The organism is Paraflavisolibacter caeni (assembly GCF_025628885.1).
Taxonomy (GTDB): domain Bacteria; phylum Bacteroidota; class Bacteroidia; order Chitinophagales; family Chitinophagaceae; genus Flavisolibacter; species Flavisolibacter caeni.
Map to the genome: position 1 here is coordinate 82,250 of NZ_JAOTIF010000006.1, position 21,014 is coordinate 103,263.

Annotated in this window: 29 protein-coding genes, 1 tRNA gene and 1 riboswitch; of the genes, 8 read left to right on the forward strand and 22 right to left on the reverse strand. The window is 41.8% G+C overall.

The window, feature by feature from the left end:
• Positions 1–12: 12 nt before the first annotated feature.
• Both OCK74_RS10465 and OCK74_RS10470 read right to left on the reverse strand, forming a co-directional pair.
• Positions 13–309, reverse strand: coding sequence for a PLDc N-terminal domain-containing protein (locus tag OCK74_RS10465; RefSeq protein WP_279296982.1), 297 nt, complete (start codon positions 307–309; stop codon positions 13–15).
• Positions 310–391: 82 nt separating this feature from the next.
• Positions 392–1,315 (reverse strand): YihY/virulence factor BrkB family protein, encoded by a 924-nt coding sequence (locus tag OCK74_RS10470; protein ID WP_279296983.1) that lies wholly within the window; start codon positions 1,313–1,315, stop codon positions 392–394.
• A gap of 188 nt (positions 1,316–1,503) precedes the next feature.
• Between OCK74_RS10470 and OCK74_RS10475 the strand changes: the two genes are divergently transcribed.
• Positions 1,504–1,650: a lmo0937 family membrane protein gene (locus OCK74_RS10475; RefSeq protein WP_279296984.1), complete on the forward strand. Its 147-nt coding sequence runs from the start codon at positions 1,504–1,506 to the stop codon at positions 1,648–1,650.
• Positions 1,651–1,788: 138 nt separating this feature from the next.
• On the opposite strand, the gene OCK74_RS10480 is transcribed toward OCK74_RS10475, so the two are convergent.
• Together OCK74_RS10480 and OCK74_RS10485 are read right to left on the reverse strand one after the other, a co-directional pair.
• Complete coding sequence (locus tag OCK74_RS10480) at positions 1,789–2,130, reverse strand: hypothetical protein (protein ID WP_279296985.1); 342 nt, start codon at positions 2,128–2,130, stop codon at positions 1,789–1,791.
• A gap of 202 nt (positions 2,131–2,332) precedes the next feature.
• Positions 2,333–2,800, reverse strand: coding sequence for a ferritin-like domain-containing protein (locus tag OCK74_RS10485; protein WP_279296986.1), 468 nt, complete (start codon positions 2,798–2,800; stop codon positions 2,333–2,335).
• Between the two features lie 111 nt (positions 2,801–2,911).
• On the opposite strand from OCK74_RS10485, the gene OCK74_RS10490 reads away from it, so the two are divergent.
• Positions 2,912–3,340, forward strand: coding sequence for a DUF6496 domain-containing protein (locus OCK74_RS10490; RefSeq protein ID WP_279296987.1), 429 nt, complete (start codon positions 2,912–2,914; stop codon positions 3,338–3,340).
• A 16-nt stretch (positions 3,341–3,356) separates the two neighbouring features.
• On the opposite strand, the gene OCK74_RS10495 is transcribed toward OCK74_RS10490, so the two are convergent.
• From OCK74_RS10495 to OCK74_RS10505, 3 genes are all read right to left on the reverse strand, one after another.
• Positions 3,357–4,439 (reverse strand): DNA topoisomerase IB, encoded by a 1,083-nt coding sequence (locus OCK74_RS10495; RefSeq protein WP_279296988.1) that lies wholly within the window; start codon positions 4,437–4,439, stop codon positions 3,357–3,359.
• 11 nt (positions 4,440–4,450) lie between these two features.
• Complete coding sequence (locus tag OCK74_RS10500) at positions 4,451–4,942, reverse strand: low affinity iron permease family protein (protein ID WP_279296989.1); 492 nt, start codon at positions 4,940–4,942, stop codon at positions 4,451–4,453.
• 145 nt (positions 4,943–5,087) lie between these two features.
• The gene (locus tag OCK74_RS10505; RefSeq protein ID WP_279296990.1) at positions 5,088–5,654 is read right to left on the reverse strand and encodes a YciE/YciF ferroxidase family protein; all 567 of its coding nucleotides are present in this window, start codon (positions 5,652–5,654) and stop codon (positions 5,088–5,090) included.
• A gap of 194 nt (positions 5,655–5,848) precedes the next feature.
• On the opposite strand from OCK74_RS10505, the gene OCK74_RS10510 reads away from it, so the two are divergent.
• The gene (locus tag OCK74_RS10510) at positions 5,849–6,343 is read left to right on the forward strand and encodes a pyridoxamine 5'-phosphate oxidase family protein (RefSeq protein WP_279296991.1); all 495 of its coding nucleotides are present in this window, start codon (positions 5,849–5,851) and stop codon (positions 6,341–6,343) included.
• A gap of 115 nt (positions 6,344–6,458) precedes the next feature.
• Here OCK74_RS10510 and OCK74_RS10515 read toward each other — a convergent pair whose 3' ends face one another.
• Complete coding sequence (locus tag OCK74_RS10515; RefSeq protein ID WP_279296992.1) at positions 6,459–6,797, reverse strand: hypothetical protein; 339 nt, start codon at positions 6,795–6,797, stop codon at positions 6,459–6,461.
• A 116-nt stretch (positions 6,798–6,913) separates the two neighbouring features.
• Here OCK74_RS10515 and ligD point away from each other — a divergent pair, with 116 nt between their 5' ends.
• The 3 genes from ligD to OCK74_RS10530 are packed head-to-tail and all read left to right on the forward strand — an operon-like array spanning position 6,914 to position 10,454.
• Positions 6,914–8,557 carry a non-homologous end-joining DNA ligase gene (gene ligD / locus OCK74_RS10520; protein ID WP_279296993.1) on the forward strand — a complete coding sequence of 548 codons (1,644 nt, stop codon included), beginning with the start codon at positions 6,914–6,916 and terminating at the stop codon, positions 8,555–8,557.
• Positions 8,558–8,589: 32 nt separating this feature from the next.
• Positions 8,590–9,549: a Gfo/Idh/MocA family protein gene (locus OCK74_RS10525; RefSeq protein WP_279296994.1), complete on the forward strand. Its 960-nt coding sequence runs from the start codon at positions 8,590–8,592 to the stop codon at positions 9,547–9,549.
• A 20-nt stretch (positions 9,550–9,569) separates the two neighbouring features.
• Complete coding sequence (locus tag OCK74_RS10530; RefSeq protein ID WP_279296995.1) at positions 9,570–10,454, forward strand: SMP-30/gluconolactonase/LRE family protein; 885 nt, start codon at positions 9,570–9,572, stop codon at positions 10,452–10,454.
• A 67-nt stretch (positions 10,455–10,521) separates the two neighbouring features.
• Positions 10,522–10,616: riboswitch (TPP riboswitch) on the reverse strand.
• A 36-nt stretch (positions 10,617–10,652) separates the two neighbouring features.
• On the opposite strand, the gene OCK74_RS10535 is transcribed toward OCK74_RS10530, so the two are convergent.
• Entirely contained in the window at positions 10,653–11,513 is an 861-nt protein-coding gene (locus OCK74_RS10535; RefSeq protein ID WP_279296996.1) for an SDR family oxidoreductase, read from the reverse strand.
• A gap of 108 nt (positions 11,514–11,621) precedes the next feature.
• Here OCK74_RS10535 and OCK74_RS10540 point away from each other — a divergent pair.
• Positions 11,622–11,695, forward strand: a tRNA-Ala gene (locus tag OCK74_RS10540).
• Positions 11,696–11,729: 34 nt separating this feature from the next.
• Here the strand turns inward: OCK74_RS10540 and OCK74_RS10545 are convergent.
• From OCK74_RS10545 to OCK74_RS10605, 13 genes are all read right to left on the reverse strand, one after another.
• Entirely contained in the window at positions 11,730–11,927 is a 198-nt protein-coding gene (locus tag OCK74_RS10545) for a hypothetical protein (protein WP_279296997.1), read from the reverse strand.
• Between the two features lie 3 nt (positions 11,928–11,930).
• On the reverse strand, positions 11,931–12,326 hold the full coding sequence (locus OCK74_RS10550) for a (R)-mandelonitrile lyase (protein WP_279296998.1): 396 nt from the start codon (positions 12,324–12,326) through the stop codon (positions 11,931–11,933).
• Positions 12,327–12,366: 40 nt separating this feature from the next.
• On the reverse strand, positions 12,367–13,113 hold the full coding sequence (locus OCK74_RS10555; RefSeq protein WP_279296999.1) for an SDR family oxidoreductase: 747 nt from the start codon (positions 13,111–13,113) through the stop codon (positions 12,367–12,369).
• 68 nt (positions 13,114–13,181) lie between these two features.
• The gene (locus tag OCK74_RS10560; RefSeq protein ID WP_279297000.1) at positions 13,182–13,949 is read right to left on the reverse strand and encodes an SDR family NAD(P)-dependent oxidoreductase; all 768 of its coding nucleotides are present in this window, start codon (positions 13,947–13,949) and stop codon (positions 13,182–13,184) included.
• A gap of 12 nt (positions 13,950–13,961) precedes the next feature.
• Positions 13,962–15,056 carry an NAD(P)-dependent alcohol dehydrogenase gene (locus OCK74_RS10565; RefSeq protein ID WP_279297001.1) on the reverse strand — a complete coding sequence of 365 codons (1,095 nt, stop codon included), beginning with the start codon at positions 15,054–15,056 and terminating at the stop codon, positions 13,962–13,964.
• Positions 15,057–15,175: 119 nt separating this feature from the next.
• Complete coding sequence (locus OCK74_RS10570; RefSeq protein WP_279297002.1) at positions 15,176–15,643, reverse strand: cyclophilin-like fold protein; 468 nt, start codon at positions 15,641–15,643, stop codon at positions 15,176–15,178.
• A 10-nt stretch (positions 15,644–15,653) separates the two neighbouring features.
• The gene (locus OCK74_RS10575; protein WP_279297003.1) at positions 15,654–15,782 is read right to left on the reverse strand and encodes a hypothetical protein; all 129 of its coding nucleotides are present in this window, start codon (positions 15,780–15,782) and stop codon (positions 15,654–15,656) included.
• Between the two features lie 25 nt (positions 15,783–15,807).
• On the reverse strand, positions 15,808–16,941 hold the full coding sequence (locus tag OCK74_RS10580; protein WP_279297004.1) for an alpha/beta hydrolase: 1,134 nt from the start codon (positions 16,939–16,941) through the stop codon (positions 15,808–15,810).
• Between the two features lie 48 nt (positions 16,942–16,989).
• The gene (locus OCK74_RS10585) at positions 16,990–17,586 is read right to left on the reverse strand and encodes a DapH/DapD/GlmU-related protein (protein ID WP_279297005.1); all 597 of its coding nucleotides are present in this window, start codon (positions 17,584–17,586) and stop codon (positions 16,990–16,992) included.
• 85 nt (positions 17,587–17,671) lie between these two features.
• On the reverse strand, positions 17,672–18,550 hold the full coding sequence (locus OCK74_RS10590; protein WP_279297006.1) for a helix-turn-helix domain-containing protein: 879 nt from the start codon (positions 18,548–18,550) through the stop codon (positions 17,672–17,674).
• A 107-nt stretch (positions 18,551–18,657) separates the two neighbouring features.
• Positions 18,658–19,023, reverse strand: a complete 366-nt coding sequence (locus OCK74_RS10595; RefSeq protein WP_279297007.1) for an Ig-like domain-containing protein — start codon at positions 19,021–19,023, stop codon at positions 18,658–18,660.
• Between the two features lie 77 nt (positions 19,024–19,100).
• Entirely contained in the window at positions 19,101–19,670 is a 570-nt protein-coding gene (locus tag OCK74_RS10600) for a cytochrome-c peroxidase (RefSeq protein ID WP_279297008.1), read from the reverse strand.
• On the reverse strand, positions 19,670–20,446 hold the full coding sequence (locus OCK74_RS10605) for an MbnP family protein (RefSeq protein ID WP_279297009.1): 777 nt from the start codon (positions 20,444–20,446) through the stop codon (positions 19,670–19,672). Before OCK74_RS10605 ends, OCK74_RS10600 begins: the two co-directional genes overlap by 1 nt.
• Before the next feature lie 149 nt (positions 20,447–20,595).
• Between OCK74_RS10605 and OCK74_RS10610 the strand changes: the two genes are divergently transcribed.
• On the forward strand, positions 20,596–21,006 hold the full coding sequence (locus tag OCK74_RS10610) for a hypothetical protein (RefSeq protein WP_279297010.1): 411 nt from the start codon (positions 20,596–20,598) through the stop codon (positions 21,004–21,006).
• Positions 21,007–21,014: the final 8 nt, after the last annotated feature.

A 21,014-nucleotide genomic window follows, 5' to 3' on the forward strand; every position in this document is an offset into this window, starting at 1 on the left:
CTAACCTCCTTTTTAAGTAACTATTTTATCATGTTGTTGGTGCATGATATAAAAAAGTAAACTTCCCAGGGCGGGAACAGCAACAACAACAATCAGCCAGAAACGTTTTTGAAAGCCTCTTAAATCATCTCTGTCCCTTCCTATCACATCAAAAAGTGTCCAGATATAATGGATCGCTCCTAGAACAGACCCTCCCATTATAATGTAGTTACCTGAATTATACCCATTACCTTTAAATCCAATTCCGATCAATACGACAATCGCTGCTATAATTCCCAGTATAAAATTTGGGTGTTTTGCATATTTCATATTAGCAGTTTTAATATCATCTAATAGTCTTTATCTCAAATCTTGGATAGGTTCTTAAAAATTTATGCCACTCATCATAAATTCATGTCTCCAGGTGTGAAAGAGAAATCTCTTTAGCTTCTTTCTTGATAATAAAGACTGCAGTTTCCTTGGGACGGATGCCTTCTCCATGCGACAAAGCATACATTTTTGTAAACTCTGCACCAAAAAAAAGTATCATAGAAGAATAATATACCCAAACCAGGATAATAACAATCGAAGCTGCCGCACCATAGGTGATGCCAAGATTGGCCTTACCGATATAGTAATTGATCAGGAGTTTGCCTAGTAAAAAAAGCAGGGCTGTAAATACAGAGCCCATAATGGCATCACGCCACTCGATAATAGCGTCTGGCAGCACCTTGAAAATTACGGCAAATAAGCCGCTAATGGAACTCAGTATGACTAATGTATTGACTACATAAAATAACTGGACAGTATACTGGGGTAAAAGACGCATCAAAGAATCGCTCAGGAAACTAAGCAAGGCATTTACAATAAGAGAAACCAATAGTAGAAAAGCCATACCTATAATAAGAGAGAAGGAGAGCAGGCGATTAGCAAGGTATTTAACCCAGCTTCTTTTAGGCTTTGCTTTAACAGACCATATATAATTTATTGAGTCCTGCATTTCTGTAAAAACGCCCGTAGCTCCGATAAAAAGAATAATAATTCCAATAATGGCTCCTGCCGTACTGGAGTGTGCCGTATGAATGTTCTGGATAATATCCTGTACCTGCATGGCCGCCTCCGAACCGATTAAACCTTTTAATTGCATGTAGATGCGATCTTGCATAGCATCCCGGCCAAAAAATATCCCCGTTAAGGAAATAATAATGATCAATAAAGGAGCTAACGCAAAAACGGTATAATAGCTTAAGGATGCGCTTAACTTAAAAGCATTATCATCTACAAACCCATATGATGCGTTCTTAAAAACCTTCCAGAAAGCCTTTAATTTTTTCATTAATTATGGAATGAATGATCAACAGCTCATCACTTAATAAAATTAAGCTATTCCAGAGCTAATGTGGAATTTACTACACAAGAAACTTTTGATATTTTATTGCATCTACAAATAGAAAATTCTTAATTGGTTTAACCGATTCTGGCAATATTTTTTCTATACTATCAATGAAGCAAAAAATATATTTTATGAGTAGCTTACTATATATAATAGCAGTGATCTTGATCATAGGTTGGCTTTTAGGTGTATTCTATTGGAGTGCTACAGGATTAATACACATTCTAATTGTCTTGGCAATTATTGCTCTTTTGTTAGGTATAATAAGGAGGGCATAAATTAATTGCTGATACAATTTCTATATATACAGTCCATATTATCAAAGGCTGTCTCAATGCATTGAGATAGCCTGTTTTTTTATTAGAAAGATGTAAAATCCTTACATAAATTCATCATCACTACCACTTAGAATACGTTTACTTGGAAGTTTTCTTGTGAATGTTTTCAACTTCTTTCATATAAGCAGAAAGCTTTGTATCCATGTAAACGCCATAACCGTCAATGAGAGTTCCCTTGGTACCGTCATTTGTTTGGATCACATACAAAATTGCATTATCGTCCGGGTCTGACATGCCTTCGAAACGGAAGTAATTGACTACCTGGATTTCTTCTGGTTTATAATATTTACCATGGTTCAATGATTCTAATCCATGATCGGTTACTTTAAAATCTTCAACATAACCTTCCATAACCATTTTATTCAGGCAGGTGGAAAGGCTCTTCATATAGGGCTGCGTATTGTATTCATTGATGATCATAAAAGGGGATTTAATATAGTGTATCCAAATAAAAAATGTTTGCCAGAACCTTCAAATGAAATTAAAAACTTCATATTATTCAATTCTTCAGTAAAGACATCAACAAGCTATAAAACAATAAGCAACCGGCATTAGGCAAATTGAAATGATAATATTCCATAATGCACATTGCCGGTTGCTTATTACCAGTTGATAATGTCAATTACCTGTTTGCTTTTTGCAGATCACGCAGGCGCTTTACTTCATCATGTCCAATACGCAACTGAGCCTTTTGACGAACAATTAACTCTCGTAATGTAGGTTCCAAATCTACATCTGAATTAAGTGCTATATCATAGGCTTTTTGAGCTGCATCTTCACCAAACTCACAATTTTCTAATATGGTTTTCCTGTCCTTGCCACTGATAGCAGCTTTGAGATCCATCCACACACGGTATATCTTACCAGAATTGGTAGTACTATCCGATGGGTTACCACCCAGCCGTGTTACTTCTTGAGTTAGTTCACTCACAAATTGCTTGCTTTCAAGTGTATAACGTTTAAATAACGTTTTAAGGTCAGCATCGCCTGCTTTTAATTCATCTATTGCTTTTTCATAACCAACAACCCGGTCATTGTTGATTTGGATAAGATCATTTAAAATTCCTGTTATTTTTTTAGTGTCTGCCATAGTGATAGGTTTTAATGTTGGGTTCTTAAAAAACCGTACCGGAAATGCCCATTTTTGGGTATAATTATTTCTTTCTAATCATGAGAATTACTAACCTTAAAACGTACATCCATGGCAAAGTATTCAAAAAAAGCCGGCGACAAGGTTGAAAAAGCAATGCATGAAATGAAAAGGGGAAAATTGAAAAGCGGGCGCAGTGGAAAAAAGGTAACCTCTCGTAAACAAGCAATTGCAATTGGATTGTCTGAAGCAAGAGAGCGGGGAGCAAAAGTCCCTAAAAAGGCAGCATCCAAATCTGCAGCCCCAGGAAGAACAAAAGCCGCTAAAAGGGCTAAGGCAACCTCTTCCAGGACCAAAGCCACAGCAAGTAAATCTGCCAGGGGAGTTAAAAAAGCTACAACACGTACAACTAAGGCTGCTAGGGGAACGAAACGTGCGACCAGTACTGCTAGCCGCACAAGATCAAAAGCTGCTGCATCTAAGTCTGCAAGGAGTAAGAAATCTGCCACCTCTGCCAGGAGCCGCAGTAAAAGCAAGTGAGTTGATCATCAACTACTCAAACTAATTCCTTGAGGATTTTCATCAGGACCCTCTCTTCTGAAGTAAGCCCGGTAAGATCATCGGGCTTTTCTATTTCTTCCAGTTCTTGCAGGTATTTGTTCAAATTATTTTCTTCATAAAGCCTGATGATGCCGGGGTGAACATAATACTTTTTACATACAGTCCTGGTGTTGCCTAGTTTTTTACTCACCTCGTCGAGTGCGGCTATTATGTTTTTTTTATAGTCGGTTTCTGAGCAGGCTTCTCCTAGTGATTTAAAAGCCCGTAAAATGTTGAGTGTGCCCGCCCAGGTGCGAAAATCTTTTGCGCTGAAGTCGCCTCCTGTTGCATCTTTTATATATTGATTGACCAGGCCGGAATCAATAGGTTTCTTATTTCCTTCCGCATCATAGTATTGAAACAGTTCTTTACCAGGAATCTCACGACAGGCTTCCACCACTTTAGCTAACCGGCGGTTGCGTAATGTTATTTTATGATCAATTCCTTTCTTTCCTTTAAATGAAAATGTGATTTTACTGCCATCAACTTTCACATGTTTGTCCTTTAAAGTGGTCAGCCCATGCGAGCCGTAGAGTTTTTCGTAATCACTGTTGCCTATTCTGATGTAAGTGCGTTCCATAAGGCTGATCACAATGGCCACAACCTTTTCTTCATTCAAATCTTTCTTTGCGCTATCCTCTTCTAATTTTAAACGTAGGGAGGGAAGGAGCTTGCCAAATTCATACAACCGGTGAAATTTGGTTTCATTGCGCAGTTCGTGCCATTGCGGATGATAGCGATACTGCTTGCGGTTGCGGGCATCCAGTCCGGTTGCCTGTATATGTCCATTTTCTTTTGGGCATATCCATACGTTTGTCCAGGCAGGCGGGATTGCCAGTTTCCGTATCCGTTCTAATTGTTTCTCATCCTTCAAAGGCTGATCTTTATATAGGTAAGAGAAGCCTGTTCCTTTTTTTACGCGCTGAATACCGGGATCCTTATCGTTGACATATGTCAATTCCGCTACTATTGCTGCACTGACATAATCCTTATCAATTTCCAGGAATTCTTTATGTGAAAGTTGTTCTATATGTTCCATAGGGAAAAAGTTTATGTTTTTAAGCGTTTAGCAATCCGGGCTTTCTGAGATTTGCTTTTTAGTTCATGGATTTCGCTTGCTTCATCAAAAGAATGGGAACTGTGTAGGTCATGTTCTTTTTTGGCCAGGGTAGCTAATCTGATGTAAAACTTTTTAAGCATTTCCAGTTCTTCCTGTGTTAAGTCTTCAACATCAATAAGGCGATTGCTGGCTCTTTCTTCGCAGGCAATAAGTTCGTTCAATTTCAACTGCAATGCCATTGAATCTTTGTTTTGTGTTTGTTGGATTATGAAAACCATTAAAAAGGTAATGATCGTAGTACCTGTATTGATCACAAGCTGCCAGGTATCTGAAAAATGGAAGAGCGGCCCTGTAATACCCCAGACAATAATGATCAGGAGGGCGACAATAAATGCCACAGAAGATCCGGTGATTTTTGTAACTGCAGACGCAAATGCTTCGAAGCGGGCTGTAAAATGATTATGAACTTTTTTTTTCGACATATTGACTTTTCTACATAAAAAGAAAAAGTCAAGCCAGTTTGGGGAAAATACGGTATAAGGGGAGGCGATTGCTGATTGGGGAAATGTAAAAATACGAAGTGTGCAAGCGGCTGCTTGCACACTTCGTATTTTTACATATGGCTAATTACTCTTCTTCACGTTGAGCATTAATATTAATGCTGCTTTCCGCTATTTCTGTCAGGTGTACATCCGTTTCTTTTTCTTCATCCAGTGTTTCATGCAAAACATCTGCAATGTCCATACGATTCATGGTCTTGGCCAGTTGTACCAGGCTACCATAAGAAGCAATTTCATAATGTTCTGCCTTCTGAGCAGAAATGATAAGCGCAGCATCACGGGTTGACGTTCCCTTTTCCGTATCTTCTATAGCATTCATAGCCTCTTTTACCAATCCTTCCATTGCTTCACACTTCTTTGCTCTTGCCGCCATATCCAACATTTCAAAAACTTCTTGCAGGCGGGCTATCTGGTTTTCAGTTTGTTCTGAGTGATCCTGGAATGCATTGGCCAATTCTGTTGAAGTGGCAGCTTTCGCCATTTTAGGTAATGCTTTCAAAAGGTGTTTCTCTGCCCAGAAGATATCTTTCAGTTCTTCAACAAATAGCTCGTGAAGTTTTGTGTGTTCATCGTACTGCTTAACCATGGCAGTTCCGGACTTTTTTGTACTTAATGATTTTGAAGTTCTTGCCATAAACAAAAATTTTTTGTAGGTTTATGTTAGTTCTTTAAAAATAATGCCAGCTAACATCCTATGACCACCATATCCTGTGGACAATTTTACACATCCAACTCCTAGATAAAGGCCTAATAATCCTAATCCATTATGGTATTTAATTTGGATAGAGGTATTTATATCTCTCCCGTTTATCACCAAAATAGGAGCTTATGCAAGTAAATCAACAGTTTAATTTTGTTCAACAGAAAATCGAGGAAATTGGTACTGCAATATTTTTTAACTTGAGCGATTCAGTGCTAAAGTTTCCCACTACCATCGTTTCTACTTTAAAGGTCGACGATTTCGGATTTGTATGGCTTCTGGTGCAAAAGCCTAAGCAAAGCCTGCGCGAATTTGAAGAAGGCTTTCCTGTGCGGCTGGACTTTTACAAAAAAGGAAAAAACTACTTTTTACAAGTAGCAGGTAAGGCTTGGGTCGTTACTGATCCGGAAGAAATCAATGCCTTATCCCTGTTCCAGGAAGATCTCATCCAAAAGATCGACGATCAAATGGTATTGGTAAAGGTAAAAATGCAAAAAGCTGATTACCACGAAGCCCAAACCACAGCTCGTAACTCCTGGTGGCACAACACAGTGAATGTGTTCTCTACTATGTTCAAAAATTCCAATACTTATCAACCTTCTACTTATTATGCTACCTCATAACGAGCAGAAACTACCGGGCTCATAAATAAGGTAAAATGCCAACTTTAAAAGTTTGTCTACGTTATTGAAAGCCCCGCGATGAGTTGCGGGGCTTTTTTGTCGTTGTGCTGTTGCATCAAGGTTTATCCAGGTAGTCCTCATCACCATATCCTTCATACTCTTTCTGTTCTTCTCTCAATATTTCCGCTTCTTCATTTCTGTAGTGTGCATCTTCAAAATAATCATCTGGCTCTGTTTCTTCATCATCATAGTCTTCGTCACCTTCTTCAATGGATGGATCAGAAAGGTCGCGTTTACGTCCTGGTGGGTTAGTGCTCAAGTTCACGTCTTCATTGAAAGCACTTCTTTTGCCCCTATGCATGGCCGTTGAAGTACTATTTTCTGGAGTTTCCCTGTTCACTTCTTCCTCTCTTGCACCTGGGAGTTTGCTGTCGCTGTTTTTCTTGTTTAACATAAAATAAATTTTAAATAAGTAATTCAATTTGGTTGTGAGATGACTGTAAATAAAGAACCGCAAACAATAAACCATTTATGGCACAGGATTTAAACTCCTTTTAGTAAAATTCTTTCATGAGCCTATCGCTTTATCATCAAAAGCGGAGTTTCTCCGAAACGCCGGAACCCGAAGGCAAGGAAAAATCATCCAAGGGCATGCTCCGTTTCGTTGTTCAAAAGCACGATGCATCTCAACTGCATTACGACTTTCGCCTGGAAATGGATGGGGTATTGAAAAGCTGGGCTGTCCCTAAAGGCCCTTCCCTAAAACCGGCCGATAAGCGATTGGCGATGCCGGTGGAAGACCATCCATACGACTACCGGAATTTTGAAGGAGTGATTCCGGAAGGAAATTATGGTGCAGGAACTGTAATGGTCTGGGATGAGGGCACATACGAGCCGGAAAAAGGCGAGGGGATGAGTAAAAAGAAACAGGAGCAGCTGCTGTTGCAACAATATGAAGAGGGAAACCTGATTATTAATTTACATGGCAATAAACTAAAAGGCTTATTTGCTTTATTCAGAATGAAAGGCGATGAAAAACCCTGGTTGCTGGTGAAAAAGAAGGATGAGTACGCTTCCGGTGAAGATGTTACAGCCCAGGATAAATCTGTTAAATCCGGGAAAACCTTATTGCAGATCGCAACAGAAAAAGGCGCTGTTTTGAACCATCCGGAAAACAAACAGTCAGTAAAGGCATCTTCTGTGAAAAAGATAAAAAAGGCTGAACCAAAAACTGCTGGTAAAAAAGTAAATCCAGGCGCCTACAAAAATAAAAAGCTGGAACCCGAACAGCTGGGAACTGCCGATGAAAAAGCTGCTGATATCAAGTTGAACGGCCACTTAGTTCAGGTAACGAACCTGAAAAAGCTGTATTGGACAAAGGAGGGCTTTACCAAAGGCGATATGCTGTACTATTATCATCGCATCGCTCCTTATATACTTCCTTATATGAAAGACAGGCCACAGTCATTACACCGTCACCCCAACGGAATCAATGGTAAGCACTTTTTCCAGAAAGATATGACTGGCAAGCTGCCGGACTGGATACCAACTCATGAAGATTATAGCGAGTCTACCGATGAGACAATTCAATACATGATTTGTAATAATGAAGCCTCATTACTATACATGGCCAACTTGGGCTGTATAGAAATGCATCCCTGGCATAGCCGTCATCAAAAGCCTGATCTGCCTGATTATTGCCTGGTAGATCTGGACCCCGATAAAAATAATTCATTTGAGCAGGTAATTGAAACGGCTCATGTTGTTAAGTCCCTGCTGGATGAATTGAAAGCAGATTGTTATTGCAAAACTTCCGGATCAACCGGCCTCCACATCTATGTTCCACTAGGCGCGAAATACACTTATGATGAATCGAAACAATTTGCAGAACTACTGGTAGGACTGGTACACCAGGAAATGCCCGGAATCACTAGCCTGGAACGCAACCCTGCCAAACGGAAAGGGAAGATTTACCTCGACTTTTTACAAAACAGTCAGGCGCAAACAGCGGCAGCTCCCTATTCACTCCGCCCCAAACCGGGTGTTCCTGTTTCAACGCCTGTGGATTGGAGCGAAGTCAAAAAAGGACTGACGCCAACCACTCACAATGCAACAAATATTTTTGACCGCTTAAAAACGGAGGGCGATTTGTTTAAACCCATTCTGGGGAAAGGAGTCGACTTGAAAAAAATATTAAATCGATTGCTTGTATAATGGATATTTATATCTTGTAGACAAAACACAAAATGGAGCCATTCAAATGGGGCATGATTGGTTCACTGGAAAGAGCGCTGTCATTTTCGGCCGAAACCAGGTATACATGCAACCCTCAGTCCTTACAAGCCTTTCTGCCTTCAGACCATAATGATCTACATGTAGATGAAAAATTGCATGATGTAACTGCTTGTCATACTGTGCATGATTTGCTGCAATCTGGGATTGATGCCGTTTATATTGCTTCGCCGCATAAGCAGCATTACATGCAGGCAATGCTGTGCCTTGAAGGCGGTATGCCGGTTCTTTGCGACCGCCCTATAGCAGATAGCACATGGCAGTTAGCTGATCTCATTAAATTATCAAAGCAGAATGAAACATTTTTAATGGAAGCCTTGTGGATACGGTTTATGCCCGTTGTGCAAAAGGTGCTTTCCGTCATAAGCAGTGGTTTGATTGGTGACGTGGTTTCTCTTAAGGCCTCTGTTTATTATAAAACAGGTGAAATGGTATTGCCTGCCAGCGGAGATATCGGGGGAGGTGCTCTTTTTGAACTAGGCACGTTCCCGGTTTTCCTCTCTTGTTTGTTTTTGGGGCAACCTACTTACATAAAGGCTACTGGCAAATTAGCTTATAATGGGGAAGATGAAGATTTCTCTGCATTCTTATCATACGATATGGGGCAGTACGCTTTTATTGAAGCTTCTGTAACCGATCAGATGGATTCATTTATAGATATCTGCGGTGAAAAGGGCAATATTTACATCAGGAATCCATGGAGCGCAAAACCTGAAGGACTGGAAGTGGACCTGGCCGATGGAACCAAAATGGTGCATAAAAGCGATTGGAAGGGGATGGGGCTTTATTTTGAAATGGATGAAGTGCAAGCCTGCATACAAAAAGGCATTATAGAATCACCTTTCTATTCACACCAGTTTACAATGGATGTCTGCCAGGTAATAGATAAAATAAGAATGCAGCTAATCAGATAATTTTTTCAATATCCCTGCTTATGCACCCGCTAACTATTTTCCATTCATCTCTTACCGATTATATCAATAAAGACTTTGAACTGGAACTGCTGGATGATACCTGCCTGTTTTCAGAAGGTCCTGTTTGGAATGCTTCAGGCTATTATCTATTCAGCGATATACCGAGCAACATTATCAGCAAGATTATACCTGGAGAGGCCAAAGAAGTCTACATTTCCCACAGTGGGTGTGAAGATGAAGCCAGTGCTGAACTGCCCCGCATGATGGGTTCAAATGGCCTGGCTTATAATAAAGAAGGGAAACTCCTGGTGTGCCGTCATGGTAATCACGATGTGGCTGCTTATGATGGTCACACCTTATTGCCTTACATCACTGGCTATAACGGTAAACCTTTCAACAGCCCAAACGACATTATTGCACATCATCAGGGACAGGTATTTTTCTCTGACCCTCCTTATGGTTTAAAAGAACAAAAAATAAATAGCGATAAATACCAGCCTCTTGCCGGAGTTTATTGCTGGCGGGAAGGCAAAGTGGAATTATTGTGGAATAAAATGCTCTATCCGAATGGGGTTTGTTTGTCGCCGGATCAGGAATCATTATTTGTCTGTTCCAACAAACCTTTTGAAGCTACGATATTGGAGTTTGATGTAAAGACATTAACTTTCAAGCGCATCGTAGGCCAATACAACAGCGATGGAATTAAATGCGATCCTCATGGCAACCTTTACCTATGTAATACGGACGGTATCATCATCATAGATGCCAATGGAGAAAAATTGGGATTGATTCAACTGCCAACGATTCCTGCTAATATATGCTGGGGAGGAAAAGATAGACGTGACCTGTTCATTACTGCCAGGCAGAATATTTTCTTGGTCAAAGACCTGCTTAAACCTCTATAAACTCTTGCAATAGAGTCCATTCACTTTATAAACTGGTTTAAAAAAATAAGAGTCCTGGTTAAAAACCAGAACTCTTTTCTCTCGTCCCTTCGCTGGAATTACCCAGATCAGGTTCAATGGGTTTGATCTCAGGTTTACTAAAAACCACCCCTCAAGAGAACTATAAATACTAGTTCAAAAATCGCACCAGTCTACACTTTATCCATTGATAATTTCACCTCCATTCGGATGCAGGATCTGGCCTGCCATGTAAGAACCATCGTCGCTTGCCAGGAACAGGTAGCAGGGCGCAACCTCTGCTGGTTCGCCTGCTCGTTTCATGGGCACATCAGTACCAAAAGTCTTTACCTTGTCAGCCTCAAATGAACCAACGATCAGCGGAGTCCAGATAGGCCCTGGCGCCACGCCATTCACCCGGATGCCCTTCTCAACCAATTGTGCACTCAGGCTCCTGGTGAAGGTAACAATCGCTCCCTTGGTGCTGGAATAGTCAAGCAAAGAGGGGCTGCCCCTGTATGCCGTTACGGATGTTGTATTGATGATAGAAGATCCTTTCTTTAGGTGGGGCAATGCATATTTGGTAAACCAGAACATAGAGAAGATATTGGTTTCAAAAGTTTCTTTCAATTGTTCTGTCGAAATATCCTCGATGCTCTTTTGTTCGGTTTGCGTTGCTGCATTGTTCACCAGTATATCGAGATGTCCAAGTTGTTGTACAGTGTCTTCCACAGCTTTTTTGCAAAACTGCTCATCACGGATATTTCCTGGCAGCAGAATGCATTTTCTGCCATGGCTTTCCACATCCTTTTTAACTGTTGCCGCGTCCTGGTGTTCACTTATATAGACAATGGCCACATCAGCGCCTTCCTGGGCAAACAAGCGGGCCACCGCACCACCTATACCACTATCACCTCCTGTAATCAGGGCCACCTTGCCTTCAAGTTTTTGGAGAAGCTCAGGGCGCTCAGTCTTCGACTTCGGAGTCATTTTCTGTTCTATGCCCGGCATCTCCTGTTCCTGGGCTGGTCTTGCTTCTTTAGGTTCTCCGCCTTTCTGCATAAAATTTTTGAAAATCCTTAAATAAATTATTGTACCAGTAATGCAATGATATTGTTTGAACCCTTACTTTTGCAACCTCGATGGGCTTAGCCCGGCTCTTTTATTTAAGGGGAATTAGCTCAGCTGGCTAGAGCGCTTGCATGGCATGCAAGAGGTCACCGGTTCGACTCCGGTATTCTCCACAACAGTTAATAAAAAGCCTTATAGATCATTGATTTATAAGGCTTTTTTGCTTGGAGTATTCTTCCTAAGCAATCTCGCCACCACATTCACCACAACTCCATTTTCAAATCTCACCAGCATATTGCCGTTCTTGCCACGGATGCACTTACCCCTCGCATTCCGAACCGCCATACATGATTTCTTTTTTAATGATACATCAGTAAAGCGGTCGCCTAAGTAGGTGTAAGTCATAACTTACCTTTTATACTGTTCGTCCGTTACTTTTTCCATCCAGTCAACCACCTTACCATTTAGATTTTCCTGTATGGCAATATGTGTCATACCATTTGCCGCTGTAGCTCCATGCCAATGCTTTTCATTGGGCGCAAACCACACAACGTCACCGGGATGTACTTCTTCAACAGGACCGCCTTCTCGCTGTACCCAACCACAACCTGCTGTAATAATCAGCGTCTGACCAAGTGGATGTGTATGCCATGCTGTTCTTGCACCAGGCTCAAATGTTACACTGGCTGCTATACCCCGTCTCGCTTCGTTAGCATCAAACAATGGATCTATTCGTACTGCTCCGGTGAACCAATCCTCTGGTCCCTTACCGGAAGGCTTTGAACCTACTCTTGTTATTTCCATCGCTAATCGTTTTTACTTTTTCACTAAAGTAATTTCAATTTTAGAATTCCTGTTTTGTCGGTCTGTATAAAATTTCATTGATGTCCACTTCTTCCGGTTGGCTGATGGCAAAAGCCACAACACGGGCAAATGAATGGGCCGGGATAGCATAATTCTTGTAAAACTTCTGGAAACCTTCTGCTACATCTGGTTCACTGATGGTGTTGGGCAGTTCAGTATCTACTGCACCCGGTGAAATGATCGTAGTGCGAATATGGTATGGCTTCACTTCTTCCCGCAAGCCTTCTGATATGACTCTTACTGCATGTTTCGTTGCTGCATACACAGCACCACCGGCTCTCACTTTATGACCTGCTACGGAAGATACATTAATGATGTGTCCAGATTTTTGCTCTTTCATATAAGGCAATGCTGCTGCAATGCCATACAATACGCCCTTGATGTTTACATCAATCATCTGGTTCCATTCATCAATCTTGTAACGGTCGAGTGGCGACTGCGGCATTAATCCTGCATTGTTAATAATAACATCAACGCGGCCAAACGTTTTAACAGCCGTATCCACCAATGCTTTTACCTGGTCAACCTGTGTTACATCGGCTGCAAGGGCAAGGGCTTTACCGCCTTTCTCCGTTAACTCGTTTGCTAATGCCTGGATGCGATCTACACGACGGGCACCTAATACAACCATTGCTCCTTGTTCTGAAAGGTGCCTGGCTGCTGCTTCACCCAAACCACTACTTGCACCTGTAATGACGATTACTTTTCCTTCAATATTATTACTCATTCTTTTCTTTTATATTTTAAATTGTTGTTTTCATGACTGCTGGATCAACTCCTATTTAGGTTTCATCTTTATTGTAGCAGTACTCCTGTAATCTGTTCACACCGTGCAAGGAACTGCTCCTGTGCACCGGCATCCTTAGCAGCTGGCAAATAATGAGCTTGTCTCTTATGGTGGAAATAATAACCGCTGACCCTGGCCTCAGGTTCATTGCTCACAGCAAGCCATACCTGCGTTTGAAAACCTTTTTCAATGTTGTCAGGCGCACCTGCACCACCCATCTTTGTGGGCACCCAGCCAGGATCAACTGCATTGGCAAACACATCTGTCCATTTACGTGCTATAGCCATAGACAGGATTACATCATGCAGCTTCGTATCAGAATAGGTTACATGACTGTTCCTGCCCTGTGTGCCAACGGGTAGGCGATCCAGGTTCGGATCACCCTGAAGATGCATTCCGGAACTTAGGTAGATGAGCCGTTCAGGCTTTTGTATTAAACAGGTTAGGATATAGGGGGCAAGACTGTTTACAACAAATAATACCGGCAAACCGTCTGCATGAACACTATTCCTTGACACCTGATAAACACCGGCATTGTGAATAACCGCATCAAACTTCCCTAAAGCATTGACTTTTGAAGCCAACGCTTTCGTTTCATCAATACTGGAAAGATCAGCTGTTAGTACATCGCCTGCACCGGGTACTTTATCAAACGCCCGCTTTGCCCGCTCTGCATTGCGTGCATGAAGAACAACCTGGTGCCCCTGCTTAATCAATGCCTTTGCCGCCAATTGCCCAAGTCCATCCGCCGAGCCGGTGATAAATATTCTTGCCATGCAGGATTACGCTTATTTTTTTAAAGATGCCATGTCAATCACAAATCGATACTTGACATCGCCTTTCAGCAAACGTTCGTATGCTTCATTGATCTGTTGGATGTTGATCATCTCTATATCTGAAACGATATTGTGTTTGCCACAGAAGTCAAGCATCTCCTGTGTTTCTGCAATCCCACCGATCATGGAGCCGGCAAAGCTTCTCCGGTAAGGAATAAGGCTGAATGCGGCTACGGGAAGCGGGTTTTCGGGTGCTCCCACCAATGCCAGTGAACCATCCACTCTCAATAGGTTTAGATAAGCATTAATGTCGTGCTGCGCAGAAACCGCATCAAGTACAAAATGAAGTTTGCCGGTATAGCGGCTCATTTGTTCTTCATCTTTTGATAACACAACATCATCAGCACCCAGGCGTTTTGCATCTTCAACTTTCGAAGGTGAAGTGGTAAATACAATAACTTCTGCGCCCATTGCTTTAGCAAGTTTAACCCCCATGTGTCCCAAACCACCAATGCCAACGATACCTACTTTTTTACCCGGCCCTACATTCCAATGCTTCAGTGGTGAATACGTTGTGATGCCTGCACACAACAGTGGCGCAGTGGCGGCCAGGTCAAGATTTTCAGGCACCCGTAAAACGAACACCTCATTGACAACAATACTTTCCGAATACCCGCCATACGTTTGTGTACCCAGGTATTTATCAGGTGAATTATAGGTTCCGGTATTTCCTTCTTCACAGTATTGTTCCAGGCCTTCTTTACAATAGTCGCATTCACGGCAGCTATCTACCATGCAGCCCACTGCTGCGTAATCGCCAACTTTAAATTTTGTAACATGATCGCCAACGCTAACAACTTTTCCAACGATTTCATGACCCGGTACACATGGATAAACGGTACCGTGCCACTCATTTCTTGCTGTATGAAGGTCAGAATGACAAACACCGCAATATAGGATGTCAATCTCAACGTCATGTGGCTTAGGTTTTCGGCGATGAATGTTTAACTGGTTTAGAGGTGCATCGGCTGCTTCTGTGCCGAATGCTTTAACTTCTTTGGTTTTAAGCGCAATTGCTCCTTCCCCTGTTGTTCTTACTGCTTCCATATTGATCAATTTATCAGTTTTGAGTGAACATGATTTAATTCGTTTCATTCTTTGCACCATCATCTCACAATAACCGTACTATCTTCTTTCTTTTAACTCTGCTTATTTTTAGTTTATTGTTATTCAAACGTAACCGTCACATTTCCCGAACCAACGGCAGCACCAAGTCCCTTAACGTCATCGATCCGTCCAAGCTTTGTATAGCTGTAAGATGTTGAAAAGGTTTTGTAGAAGAGTACCAGCGTCGTAGAACCGTATAGCATCAAATCGCCGGTCTGAATGGTTACGGGATTGGAAGCGTTGGTCGGGAGACTGCGGGATAAATCAACATATTTCTCATTTCCATTAAGCTCAGCCATATTGACGGTCATTGGCAACAGGGCTTTGAATGCGCCTGCTGTGGCATTGTCATACAGCGTTGCGGTGAACGTGCTGTTTCCAATCTTGATTTTCATTTTACCTCCGGTTGGATTTGAGTTAATGTCAGTATTGTTACCGGCACCAGGTGCAGCGATATCTTTATCATAAGATGCACAACTGGCGAAAAGCGAAAATGCACAGAATACAAGCAAGAGTAATTTTTTCATAGAACTCATGTTAAAATGTTGCCGCATCAATGACATACCGGTAACGGGCTTCTTTGTTAAGGACCTTTGTCCAGGCATGATTAATTTCTTCCGCTTTGATGATTTGTATTTGCGGGGCTGCAATCAATGGTACTTTCATTCTGTTGTTTCGATTTATTGACGAACTATTTGCTATCTGCTGAAACAGTGCTCTTTTCCTTTGCAATTTGATCACGCTTACCCTGGTTCAGGTGTTCGGTAAAGAAGGAGGTTAGCTTGTCAAAGGGAATGAGTTCTACCCGGTCGTACAGGTCCACATGCCCGGCACGTGGAACGATGTATAACTCTTTTGGTTGGGCAGCACGTTTGTAAGCATCCTCACTAAACTCTTTTGAGTGCGCCTGATCTCCCGTGATGAAAAGCATTGGACGGGGAGAAATCGTTTCTATGTCATTGAACGGATAAAAATTCATAAACTTCATGTTACTGGTCAGTGTTGGATGCGTTGTGAGCTCCGGCGACCCTCCTTTCGGAGTGTATTCACCACGTGGAGTGCGGTAAAAATCATAAAATTCACGCTGTATAGGGTGAGTGTTTTCATCTAATTGATGAACAGTTCCACTGGTGTATTTAGTTTCACCACCAGTAAACTCGACATAACGTTGCTCCGCAGCCTCCGCTATAATTTTCTTTCTCTGCTCAAGGGTCTGCGAATGATTCAATGCATTACGGCTGGCCGCTCCCATATCGTACATGCTGACAGTTGCGATGGCTTTCATTCTTGGGTCAATCTTAGCGGCACTGATCACAAAGCTTCCGCTGCCACAAATTCCTATCACACCAATTCGGTTCCTGTCAACAAATGGACGGGTACCCAAAAAGTCAACAGCTGCACTGAAATCTTCAGCATAAATATCAGGTGCAACAACATTGCGTGGCTCGCCCTCACTCTCACCCCAAAAAGACAAGTCCAGAGATAACGTCACGAACCCTCGTTCAGCCATATTTGCAGCATATACGTTAGCACTTTGTTCTTTCACAGCACCCATAGGATGCCCAACAATGATAGCAGCTTGTTTTTTACTCTGGTCCAAACTCTTGGAAATAAAAAGATGGCCTGCAACATTCATATTGTACTGGTTTTTGAAAACAACCTTATACATTGCAATGTTGTTGCTTACCTTAAAGGTGGTATAGCCATCCGGATTTATTGGTTTCATTTCTACAGTTTTTACTGACTTTTCATTTTGAGTTGACTGTGCAGAAGCCTGCCCCAAAAACATAAGCATTGCGGCGACTATGAATGTGAGCTTCTTCATTTTATTTCCTCTTTTAATTTTATTAGAACCCATTTTTCTATTTTGTTTTTAATCAATTGATTTGATGATTTTGGCAGGAACGCCACCTACGATTGTATTGGCAGGAACATCCTTAGATACCACTGCTCCAGCCGCAACAACAGCGTTTTCCCCAATCGTTACTCCAGGCAGTATCGTTGCTGCTGCACCAATCCATGCATTTCGTTTAATGACTATTGGCTTACAAATCAGCGCTCTTCTGTCTGCGGGATCTAATGGATGATTTTCGGTGGTGAGATTAACTCTGGGTCCGATGAGCACATCGTCTTCGATGGTAATACCACCCATGTCCAGGAATGAACAGGCATGATTGATAAATACGCCTTTGCCTATTTTGGTAAACCGGCCAAAATTGGTGTAAAAAGGAGCGAATACAGTTGTGCTCTCATCCAGTTGCGTACCGATGATCTCACTCAATCGCTCCCGTATCTGGTCAACGTCTGTAGAAGTGTTAAGTCCAGCAGATAGCTTGATCGTACGGGAAACGACTTCCCACACCTTCGGATACTGCGGGTCATCCAAACGGATGGGTTCCCCGGCTTTCATCCTATCGAAAATGTCTCGATCTCTTTGATTGGAGATATCTCCATTTTCCAACTTGTCCATTGTCACTGCGTTTGATAACACATAGCAAAGGTCTTTCATTTATAGCCCCTGCTGTTAATGATTATCAAACCAATAATTAAGAATTTCAAACCTCCAGTACTCTATGGGACTTGGGGTTCGTGCCGGTCATTCGCTTGAAGTAGTTGTTAAAGTAGGAGGGGTATTCAAAGCCAAGTGCATAGGCAATGTCAGCAATGTTCCAGTCGGTATGCTGCAGGAGCGCCTTTGCTTCACTAATGATGCGCTCCGTAATGTGGGCAGTGGTGGGCTTTCCGGTCACTTCCTTTACAGCACGGTTCAGGTAATTAACATGCACATTCAGGTTTTTTGCATAATCCTGTGCCGTCTTTAACTGGAGTGGAAGGTCGGTGCTTTCAATAGGAAACTGCCTTTCCAAAAGCTCAAGGAATACGGAAGTAATGCGGGAAGCAGCATTTTTATGTTGATCATAGTTTTCCGAAGGCTGCAGTTTCAAGGCTTCGTGGATGATCAAATGAATGTAGTTGCGGATCAGGTCATCTTTATAGGCATAATCGGTCTGTTGCTCATCAATCATTTTCCGGAAGATGGTATTTAAAAACTCTCTTTGTTGGTCCGTTATTTTTAAAATGGGTGTACCACTAATCTTAAACAAAGGTGACTGTAGCAGGCTTTCGGACCGTTCAGACGCCTTTAAAAACGCTTCGGAAAAAAGGCAGGTATAGCCTACATAGCTCGTTGAAATAGTCTCCCAGGAATAAGGAATGTGGGGATTGCCAAAAAACAAAACAGTGCCATCGGTTTCAAAACTCCTGTCGGCATAGTGAATGATGCTCTTACCCGTCGTCAGGCAAATTTTATAGAAGTCCTTTCTGCTATAAAAGCGGGTTATATTACTATCACTTCCTATTTCGAACACATTGAACCCCTTTAACTTCAGTTCATTATTGAACTCCGAAACCGACCGCACATTCTTGTTTTGCATCTTGTAAAGTTAAGAAAATCAAAACATGATGATTACTTGAAATCCTGCGGCCCTTTATCGGTAAGGGCATTCGTTACATTAGTTCTGAATTGGTCTTTTGTCTCTTATTATTGACTACTCACCAGTACCTGTGCTTCAGATCCATTACCAGCATGGTCATCTGCCTCTACTCTGATTCTATAGGTAATACCAGTTTGCGCAGTAAATGATTTATCAATATTCAAGGTTTTTGCATCTGCATGCTGTTCAAAATGTACCACTTCATGTCCCGTAGCATTATTGGTTACAAACAAATGCACTTCATGAAGTTCCACATTATCTGTAACCGTTGCCGACACATTTACTGTCTGGCCCGCGGCAAACGATTGATTGTTGGTAGGTGAACTAATGGTAATGACCGGCGCTTCTTCATCTTTATTTTTACTGCAACTCACAATGCAAAGTATCAAAAGGGACAAAAGAATTTGTTTCATATCTGTATGGTTAAATAATCAATACGTAAATAATACTGGCTGGTTGTTCTGGGAATATACAACATCATACTTATTGTTCATTGCGGTTGCTCAAACCGCGGATCATTTACAAATTCATCATCAGTCAACGTCTCCAGGAAACTGATTAAATTATTCTTTTCTTCTGCTGATAAAGAAATGCCTCCCGCTAAAACAGGATCCAGTGTAGTGCTTTGTTGTATGCCGGATGTATAATGCTTTAAAACATCAGGAAGTGTCCAGAATCTCCCATCATGCATGTAGGGATTGGTCAGTGCCACATTACGAAGGCTGGGGACTTTAAACTTCAAAGAATCTTCCTTTTTCTGAGTAATGCGCATTCTGCCCACATCCTTCAAATAGTCGTTAAACTTCAACCCGTTATTACGGTAGCTCAGATCTGTAAATAGTGGTTCCTGGTGGCAGGATGCACATTTGGCTTTAAACGTGTTATAACCCGCCTGCTCACTTTTGGTAAACAAGGCTTGGCCCCTTTTTACCTGGTCATATTTGGAGTTGGCAGAAACTAGGGAGACCATAATATCCCCCTTTTTGCAGGCATCCATCAGTAATACGCAACAAGCAATGCTGCAGGCAATGGTCAATATATACCAGATCTTTTTACGCATTATTGATTGATGACTTGTTCTACGGAAAACATACGCAGGTAATTGTCGGCAACAGCTTCAGCCAAAGGGCCTGGGGTCATGCAGACCGGGTTGCTGGCTATAGAAATCTGGTGAGGCCCTGTAAACCACTTATTGACATCTGCAGAAATCGTCACAGCACTTTCCTTTCCATCCTCTGTATCAATAGAGGCACCACCGGGGAAAGATAAATAGGCTTTTTTGACCACGTTATTGTCTCCTTTAAACCCTCCTATATGATATTCAAATAATTGATTGGGTTGATTAGATACAGAAGAATATCCTTCCAGTTTTGCCATGATATATCCTGTATTCCAGGTCCAGAACATCCCGTTTGCCGGGTCTAAAGCCCCTGTCTGTGCGCCGCTTACATTATGAAGGCTGTCTACCCCTATGGTAAAAGCTAGGGTGCTGTATTGAGCCGCGGGAGCCTTCAGTTTCAGTACAACTGAATTACTGTCTGCAAAGTTGACCAGGTAATATTGGTTCCTGTCCACTTGGTACGTGGCCCCTGTCGATTCATTGACCAGGTCAATGGAGCTAATATAAAATTTAAAGGCCCGTACGCTGAACGACTCATTGTGTGTGTTCGTATAGGTACTTCCAAATTCAAGGCGCTGGCCATTGGCGACGGGTCTGAAGCGAAGTTCAATAGGCTGCAATGTCCCATCGATGGTTCCATCAACTTCTTTTTGGCAGGAATAGAATGAAGTCAGCAATGCAGAAATGCTGATGAATAGTATGATTACTTTACTCAAATATCTGTTTTCGTATGTCATTGGCTTCGGGACTCCTAAATTAATAAAAGCTCCAGTTTATACAAGGACAATACGGATCAACCTTCCACCATACAAAAAGCTTTGTCGCTCCAATCAGTACACAAAACCGGTAAACTGAAATTTTATATTTGCAACAAAGTTGCATCCACTATCTTTGCAGTCGGAAAGCACAGGCATTCAAGCACCTGGGTGGAAATAAGTTGAACAGGAAAAATACAATACAAAGATTTGTCGCTTTAATGCTGCTGGTGATCTTTACCATCAGCATAACCCCTGAAACCTACTTCCATTCGGTTTTAGCAGGTCACAAGGACCGCCAGACCTGTACCGATGCTCCAACAACCGGGATCCACTTTCATCAGAAGCAAAAAGAGTGTCATTTTGACCAACTGGTAGTAACGGCTCCTTATCTCTATCAACCTGTATTCATTACTTTTTCAGTTACCTTACTGCACCCTGTACATACTAACCTTTATACATATTCTTACCAGAAACTTCACTTTGCCAGTACAGTAAACCGTGGGCCACCACAAGCATAGCTTTCCCA

Coding starts and splice junctions, on each gene's coding strand:
- OCK74_RS10575 (WP_279297003.1), bottom strand. CDS start 15,782: ATGAAAGTACCATTGATTGCAGCCCCGCAAATACAAATCATCAAAGCG.
- OCK74_RS10505 (WP_279296990.1), bottom strand. CDS start 5,654: ATGGCAAGAACTTCAAAATCATTAAGTACAAAAAAGTCCGGAACTGCC.
- OCK74_RS10585 (WP_279297005.1), bottom strand. CDS start 17,586: ATGGACAAGTTGGAAAATGGAGATATCTCCAATCAAAGAGATCGAGAC.
- OCK74_RS10570 (WP_279297002.1), bottom strand. CDS start 15,643: ATGAAAAAATTACTCTTGCTTGTATTCTGTGCATTTTCGCTTTTCGCC.
- OCK74_RS10465 (WP_279296982.1), bottom strand. CDS start 309: ATGAAATATGCAAAACACCCAAATTTTATACTGGGAATTATAGCAGCG.
- OCK74_RS10515 (WP_279296992.1), bottom strand. CDS start 6,797: ATGTTAAACAAGAAAAACAGCGACAGCAAACTCCCAGGTGCAAGAGAG.
- OCK74_RS10550 (WP_279296998.1), bottom strand. CDS start 12,326: ATGGAAATAACAAGAGTAGGTTCAAAGCCTTCCGGTAAGGGACCAGAG.
- ligD (WP_279296993.1), top strand. CDS start 6,914: ATGAGCCTATCGCTTTATCATCAAAAGCGGAGTTTCTCCGAAACGCCG.
- OCK74_RS10480 (WP_279296985.1), bottom strand. CDS start 2,130: ATGATCATCAATGAATACAATACGCAGCCCTATATGAAGAGCCTTTCC.
- OCK74_RS10525 (WP_279296994.1), top strand. CDS start 8,590: ATGGAGCCATTCAAATGGGGCATGATTGGTTCACTGGAAAGAGCGCTG.
- OCK74_RS10555 (WP_279296999.1), bottom strand. CDS start 13,113: ATGAGTAATAATATTGAAGGAAAAGTAATCGTCATTACAGGTGCAAGT.
- OCK74_RS10495 (WP_279296988.1), bottom strand. CDS start 4,439: ATGGAACATATAGAACAACTTTCACATAAAGAATTCCTGGAAATTGAT.
- OCK74_RS10470 (WP_279296983.1), bottom strand. CDS start 1,315: ATGAAAAAATTAAAGGCTTTCTGGAAGGTTTTTAAGAACGCATCATAT.
- OCK74_RS10560 (WP_279297000.1), bottom strand. CDS start 13,949: ATGGCAAGAATATTTATCACCGGCTCGGCGGATGGACTTGGGCAATTG.
- OCK74_RS10565 (WP_279297001.1), bottom strand. CDS start 15,056: ATGGAAGCAGTAAGAACAACAGGGGAAGGAGCAATTGCGCTTAAAACC.
- OCK74_RS10500 (WP_279296989.1), bottom strand. CDS start 4,942: ATGTCGAAAAAAAAAGTTCATAATCATTTTACAGCCCGCTTCGAAGCA.
- OCK74_RS10545 (WP_279296997.1), bottom strand. CDS start 11,927: ATGACTTACACCTACTTAGGCGACCGCTTTACTGATGTATCATTAAAA.
- OCK74_RS10590 (WP_279297006.1), bottom strand. CDS start 18,550: ATGCAAAACAAGAATGTGCGGTCGGTTTCGGAGTTCAATAATGAACTG.
- OCK74_RS10510 (WP_279296991.1), top strand. CDS start 5,849: ATGCAAGTAAATCAACAGTTTAATTTTGTTCAACAGAAAATCGAGGAA.
- OCK74_RS10535 (WP_279296996.1), bottom strand. CDS start 11,513: ATGCAGAAAGGCGGAGAACCTAAAGAAGCAAGACCAGCCCAGGAACAG.
- OCK74_RS10580 (WP_279297004.1), bottom strand. CDS start 16,941: ATGAAGAAGCTCACATTCATAGTCGCCGCAATGCTTATGTTTTTGGGG.
- OCK74_RS10485 (WP_279296986.1), bottom strand. CDS start 2,800: ATGGCAGACACTAAAAAAATAACAGGAATTTTAAATGATCTTATCCAA.
- OCK74_RS10475 (WP_279296984.1), top strand. CDS start 1,504: ATGAGTAGCTTACTATATATAATAGCAGTGATCTTGATCATAGGTTGG.
- OCK74_RS10490 (WP_279296987.1), top strand. CDS start 2,912: ATGGCAAAGTATTCAAAAAAAGCCGGCGACAAGGTTGAAAAAGCAATG.
- OCK74_RS10600 (WP_279297008.1), bottom strand. CDS start 19,670: ATGCGTAAAAAGATCTGGTATATATTGACCATTGCCTGCAGCATTGCT.
- OCK74_RS10595 (WP_279297007.1), bottom strand. CDS start 19,023: ATGAAACAAATTCTTTTGTCCCTTTTGATACTTTGCATTGTGAGTTGC.
- OCK74_RS10530 (WP_279296995.1), top strand. CDS start 9,570: ATGCACCCGCTAACTATTTTCCATTCATCTCTTACCGATTATATCAAT.